This window comes from Methanobrevibacter sp., assembly GCF_030539555.1.
Taxonomy (GTDB): domain Archaea; phylum Methanobacteriota; class Methanobacteria; order Methanobacteriales; family Methanobacteriaceae; genus Methanocatella.
Genome location: NZ_JAUNXX010000084.1, coordinates 1 through 5,937, shown reverse-complemented (window position 1 = coordinate 5,937; position 5,937 = coordinate 1). Strand labels below are relative to the sequence as shown.

The window sequence follows — 5,937 nt, the reverse complement described above, 5'->3', positions numbered from 1 at the left end:
ACATCCACATTGACTTAAGTGGTGTATACTACATGTGTAAAGCTGTTGGAGAAATAATGATTGAACAAGAATACGGTAAAATAATTAATATTGGTTCAATCCACTCTAGAGTCATCTTCCCTGGAGGAGGAATTAGCGCATACTCTTCAGCTAAAGGTGGAGTAATGAACTTAACCAAAAACTTAGCTGTAGAATGGGCAAAATACAACATTACTGTAAATGCAATTGGTCCAGCTGTATTTGAAACAGAATTAACTGTTGAGTCTATTGAAATGGATGGATTCATGGATCTTATTGCAGCATACTGTCCTGCAGGCCGTTTAGGTAAACCTGGTGAATTGGATGGTATTGCAATTTATCTTGCATCTGATGCATCCAGTTTCTGTACCGGACAACTCATCTGTATAGATGGTGGATGGACAGCTATTTAAATAAGAGAATTTTTCTCTTATTTTTTTCTATTTTTTTTTAATCTTTATATATTCTTAAAATCTAACTTATTATCATGACTAATCTTAATTTTAAAGAAGCTATTAACAATTTATCAAATGATGACGTTAAAGTTAGAAAGGAAGCTATCGAATCATTAGTTGGAATTACTGATGAAGAAGCTATTGAACCTTTAATCAAAGCCACTACTGATGAAAATGCCCAAGTCAGATTTAAGGCTGCTGAAATTTTAGGAAATATGGGAGATATAGCTGTTGATAAATTAATTGAAGAATTTAAAAATGCTGAAGGTAAAGATAAACGTTTCCTTGCTTTTGCACTCAAGGAAACTGAAGACGAAAAAGTAATTCCATATTTCGTTGAAGCTATTGATGATGATGACTTTGGGGTTAGAAAAGTTGCAGTTCGTGCTTTAGGTGAACTTCAAGCCAATGATGAATTGGATAACATTGCAAAATGCCTTGAAGATGAAGATTGGGGTGTAAAATTAGCTGCCATTCAGGCATTAGGCGATTTGGCAACTGATGATGCTATTAAATTAATTAAAGATGCTAGAAAAACTGAAGATGACAAGGACTTCAAAAAATCATGCAATAAGGCAATTAAAAAAGCACAGAAAAGACAAAAAGCCAAAGAATCTGGAGAAGCTATTGTAAAAGTTATTCCAATGAGCACCATAAAGGAAATGGAAAAGACTAATCTGCAAAAAGCTATTAAAGAATATGAGCGTTATGTTGAAGCAAAACAATCTAAAGATGCGCCATATAAACGATTATGTGTTTTATATAGAAAAGCTAATGACTATGATAATGAAGTAAGAGTCATAGAAACTGCCTGTGAAGTGTTTGCAGATAATGAAAAGAAACGGTCTTACTTTGAAAAAAGATTGGCTAAATTAAAATAGCTATTTTTTAATAATTTCGTAAAGGTCTTCTCTTTTATTTTTTAAAAGCGGAAGCTCTTCTCTTATTTTTTTTATTTCACTTAAATCAATTTCAGATATAATCAATTCCTCTTTTTCTCTGGCTTCAGTTATTATATCTCCCCAGGGACTGGTGATTATTGAATGGCCGAAACTATGGTAGCTTGCATCCTTGTTTAAAGCAGGCGCAACACCCACACAATAAACCTGATTATCAAGGGCTCTTGATTTAAATAATAATTCCCAATGGGCTGGTCCGGTAGTCATGTTGAATGCGCCAGGATAGAAAAGTATTAGAGCACCTTCCTGCGCCATTATTCTGGCAAGTTCTGGAAAACGAATATCATAACAGATTCCAATACCCACTTTTCCAAATTCAGTGTCTGCTATTGTGAATTTATTTCCTGCAGTCAAAACGTCAGATTCTCTAAAAGTTATTTTTCCTTTAACATCAATATCAAAAAGATGCATCTTCCTGTGCTTAGCAATTATTTTCCCGGTCTTATCAAAAAGATAACTGGTATTGTATAGTCGGTCATCTTCTTTTTCTGGAATTGATCCTGCAAGTATATAGACATTGTTTCTTTGAGCTAATTTTGATATTTCAAGTAGAGTCACACTGCTTTCTTCTTTTTCACAATATTCAATAAATTTATCATTAGAATACGGACAGTTAAACATTTCAGGTAAAACTATAAAATCAGCATTCTTCTCAATACTCTGAGAAATCATAAAATTAGCTTTTTTTATATTTTCAGACTTGTTATCAACAACATTCATCTGACAAAGAGCAATTTTAATTTTAGTCATGTTAACACTTAAAAATAAAAAGAAAAAGTATGATGTTAATCATACTTATGCGATATCTGCTGTATTTATCATAGTAGTAATATCCTCTGAGGTAATGGAGTTGATTGATTCACCACTAATTTTAAATACATATAATTTTCCATCACTAAACATTGAAACAAATCTTGTGTAGTTACCATCGGAATTTTCTAAGATAATGTTTGATGTATTCCTACCGTCTAAAGTTATTGTTTCAACAAGTTCCACATCAGAACCGCTAGTTTGTGCATAACTAATTCTATCTTGGGTTATTTCTTTTAGTGAAGATGATTCCATTGTACTGTTGTAAAACTCAATAATGGTGTTATTTTCGTTTTCAAAGAATTTAGCACCGGCATGGTCGGAATCATTTTTGGTTATTACTTTCCAATTTCCAGGATATTTAAATGTGAATGCACCTTCATTAACTTCAACTAAATCATCGTTACCAGTGGATATGATATTGCCACCGCCATTGCGGTTATTTGAACTGGTTAGGACAATTCCACAAATCACAATTAAAGTTATTAAAAGTATTGCCCCTATAAGTAGTTTCTTATCTTTTATAATTTTAATTGTACTTTCGTTAGAGGAACCTTTTTTAGGTTTTGGGGCTTTATCAAAGATATCAGTCTCTTTAGTGACCGTAACTTTTTGTTTTGGAAATTTAAATCCACAATTTCCACAAACTGGGGCTCCATCATAACTAGGATTTCCACATTCAGGACATTTTTTCACTGACTAACCTCCATTTAAATTTGCATTATAATTAATAATAATGTTTTTATTTTATAAAAAGATATTTAATATACGTGATAAAAATGGCCAATGATGAAATTATTAATGTAAATGATATGAATTATGCAGTTTACAAAATTGGGGAATGGGAAAACAATTATGAAATTAATCAAATTGGGCTATCAAATGAGATTCCACTTACAAAAAATACTTTGACCCACATTAAGTTTTCTATGGATGAAATTAGAAACTCTAGATTTGACATTTCCGATAAAAAGGTCAATGGTTTTGTAGCTATTGCATTACAGCTTAATCCTAAAGTTCAGGAAATGGATTTGGATGATGTAATCGCTCTTGAAGAAAAGGAATATTTGGATATACTTGAAGAATTGGAGAATTTGGAATTTTTGGATGAAGAAAGTACAATTCCTTTGGAAACTGAAGATTATCTTATTTACAAACTTGAAAAAGAATGCCACATAACTACTTCAATTCCGGCAAACGAATTTACAAAAAAATATTATGCTGATGAAATAAAAAGGATTGAGGATGCATTGGACTAAAATGCATCTAATGTTACTTTTTTATCTCTTTTTAACTCTCGAGGAGGTTCAATTGCCACAAATTCAATACCTTCTTCTTCAATTAACTCTAAGGCATCATCCATGATTGATGGGGCCACAAGCAAACCTCTAATTTTTTTCTTTTGGGCTTCGCATTCTCTTAGATGGTCATTGTCAGTATTTTCTAAATCCTGAAGATATCTTCTAAGCTGTTTTACGGCGGTAACTCCTGCTTTACGAGCTTTCAATTCTAGAACCATTAAATTATTGTCTTTATCTTTGCCTAAAATGTCAATAAATCCATGTTCGACACTATATTCTCTTGTTGTTGGGGTGAAACCTTCTTCAATCATATGTGGCTTGTCCATAATCATGTCGCTCATATCTTTTTCATATCCTGCCTGTTCCAGCTCTTCAAAGTCTTCAATATTGGCATAATTAATAAACTGGATTTTTCTTATCTCCACAGTCAATAATTCTTTCGGAGTTCTTCTGTGACTTTCCAAAAAAAGATTTTCATTTTTAATATAACTTCTTGTCCTTGATTTTGGCGGTTGCCAATTAACCGGTTCAACTTTTTTTTCTTGGTGAATTAAAAATGCGCCGTCTGGTTTTATCATGATTATGCGTTCTCCCCAGTTTAGTTGGCTTAATGCTCTCCCTTCATAGTTAACTTTACAGCATGCAAATATTATTATTGTTGCTCTTTTACGTAAAGCCTCTTGAACTAAATCATATGCATCTTCACAATTGGGTTTTTCTAAAATTTTATATTTCATTACAATAACATTGTTTAGTTTAATTTAAATAATTTGTTTTTTAATAGAATAATTAAAGCTACTTGGTGGGATTAATATTTGTGATGATGATTATTTTGAAGATAAAAAAGAGTTTTTTACACTTGATTCATTCAAATTTGAAAATGGTAGGACTCTTGAAAATGTTAAAGTTGAATATATGACTTTTGGAACTCCTATATATGATGATAATGGAGTTATTAAAAATGCAATCCTTTATTGTCATGGTTCTTTGGGCAATTTCTCTTCAGTAAAAAAAATTATTCCATTAACTGAAAATTATGGTCCTTTTGATAAAAGCAAATACTTTTTCATATCTGTATCTGCATTAGGCTCTCCGGGGTCATGTTCTCCATCAAGCACTGATTTAAAAAATAAATTTCCAAAATATTCTATTAGGGATGTTTCTAATTTTCAAAAACAATTTTTAAATGAAAAATTCAATATTGACCACCTTTTAGGCATCATCGGTGTGTCTATGGGAGGATTTGTAGCTCTTACATTGGCTAGTGAATATCCTGATTTCATTGATTTTGTTATCTGCGGTGTGAGCAGCTATAAAGTTGCAGGTCATGATTTTATTTTATCAAAATTTGTAAATGAGATAATTGAATCTGATCCGGATTATAATAGGGGAGAGTTAACTTATTCCTTGAACAGAACTTTGAGACTAGCTAGTCTGGCAGAATTTAATTTTGGACTTTCTAAAGAAGCTTTAAGAGGAATGTCTAATGTTGAATTAAGTATTGAATTCGAAAACTTTGGTAATGAAAGTTTGGAAGTGGATATTTATGATTTGAAATATTGTAATGAATCTTGCATGTATTATGATGTTGAAAATGATTTGGACAAAATCAAATCTAAAGTGTTAATTGTTGCATGCAAACAAGATCCGCATTTCCCACCGGAACTTGATGCGATTCCAATGTCTGAAATGATTAAAAATTCAGAATTGATTGTAATGGATTCTCAATTGGGGCATTTGTGCTTTAATGAACTTGAAACTATCTCTGGTGAGTTAAAAGTGTTCATGGGGGAATTTGATGATTGTTAAAATTTCAGAGTATGATGATGAAGATATGTCTGTTGAATATTGGGTATATGGGTTGTCTTTAAATCAAATGAAATTTATCAATGATAATCTGGAGGAAAAAACAACTGTTGATGATGATATTTTAAAAATTAAAATGTATTTTTCAGATGATTTGTATCCGTTTCAAAGTGAAATCGCACAGTTAAGATTAAATGACTTTATAGCTCGTGAAGAAATTGAAATGAACGTGTTTTTATCTAGTTTTCTAGAGGACATGTAATTATATTCATGTATTATTCAAACTGTAAGAATGTTTATATATCTAATTGATATAAATAATATTACTATTTGTGGTTGTGGTATTATTTTAAGTCAAAATTCTAATGTCCAATTTGGAAATCATATAATGGATTCCTTTGAATTTGAATCAGGCAGGGTTCTTGAAAATGTTCAGGTGGAATATGTTACTAGTGGAATTCCAAAAGTGGATGATGATGGAAATATTGTTAATGCAGTAATATATTGCCCGACCCTTGATGGAGGCCATGCTATTTTACCCCAATACCATAAATTCATTCAAGGAACGGAATTTCAAAGAGATAAATA

General features: G+C 31.5%; 8 protein-coding genes and 1 pseudogene. 6 read left to right on the top strand and 3 right to left on the bottom strand.

Annotated elements, in window-relative coordinates; all coding sequences use genetic code 11:
- Both Q4Q55_RS09540 and Q4Q55_RS09535 read left to right on the top strand, forming a co-directional pair.
- Positions 1-431: SDR family oxidoreductase (locus Q4Q55_RS09540; RefSeq protein ID WP_303372580.1), on the top strand; the 431-nt coding region annotated here is incomplete at its 5' end.
- A 74-nt stretch (positions 432-505) separates the two neighbouring features.
- Positions 506-1,354, top strand: coding sequence for a HEAT repeat domain-containing protein (locus tag Q4Q55_RS09535; protein ID WP_303372579.1), 849 nt, complete (start codon positions 506-508; stop codon positions 1,352-1,354).
- Here Q4Q55_RS09535 and Q4Q55_RS09530 read toward each other — a convergent pair whose 3' ends face one another.
- Both Q4Q55_RS09530 and Q4Q55_RS09525 read right to left on the bottom strand, forming a co-directional pair.
- Positions 1,355-2,182, bottom strand: a complete 828-nt coding sequence (locus Q4Q55_RS09530) for a carbon-nitrogen hydrolase family protein (protein WP_303372578.1) — start codon at positions 2,180-2,182, stop codon at positions 1,355-1,357. It lies immediately after the preceding gene.
- A 45-nt stretch (positions 2,183-2,227) separates the two neighbouring features.
- Positions 2,228-2,938: a zinc ribbon domain-containing protein gene (locus tag Q4Q55_RS09525; RefSeq protein ID WP_303372577.1), complete on the bottom strand. Its 711-nt coding sequence runs from the start codon at positions 2,936-2,938 to the stop codon at positions 2,228-2,230.
- Positions 2,939-3,021: 83 nt separating this feature from the next.
- Between Q4Q55_RS09525 and Q4Q55_RS09520 the strand changes: the two genes are divergently transcribed.
- Positions 3,022-3,501, top strand: a complete 480-nt coding sequence (locus Q4Q55_RS09520; protein ID WP_303372576.1) for a hypothetical protein — start codon at positions 3,022-3,024, stop codon at positions 3,499-3,501.
- Here Q4Q55_RS09520 and nucS read toward each other — a convergent pair.
- Positions 3,498-4,280 (bottom strand): endonuclease NucS, encoded by a 783-nt coding sequence (gene nucS / locus Q4Q55_RS09515; protein ID WP_303372575.1) that lies wholly within the window; start codon positions 4,278-4,280, stop codon positions 3,498-3,500. The two genes, Q4Q55_RS09520 and nucS, sit on opposite strands and share 4 nt — an antisense overlap.
- A 178-nt stretch (positions 4,281-4,458) precedes the next feature.
- Between nucS and Q4Q55_RS09510 the strand changes: the two genes are divergently transcribed.
- The 3 genes and pseudogenes from Q4Q55_RS09510 to Q4Q55_RS09500 all read left to right on the top strand — a co-directional run.
- Positions 4,459-5,352 (top strand): alpha/beta fold hydrolase, encoded by an 894-nt coding sequence (locus tag Q4Q55_RS09510; protein WP_303372574.1) that lies wholly within the window; start codon positions 4,459-4,461, stop codon positions 5,350-5,352.
- Positions 5,342-5,611 carry a DUF5750 family protein gene (locus tag Q4Q55_RS09505; protein WP_303372573.1) on the top strand — a complete coding sequence of 90 codons (270 nt, stop codon included), beginning with the start codon at positions 5,342-5,344 and terminating at the stop codon, positions 5,609-5,611. Before Q4Q55_RS09510 ends, Q4Q55_RS09505 begins: the two co-directional genes overlap by 11 nt.
- Positions 5,612-5,737: 126 nt before the next feature.
- A pseudogene (locus Q4Q55_RS09500) lies at positions 5,738-5,937 on the top strand (homoserine acetyltransferase); the annotation flags it as partial.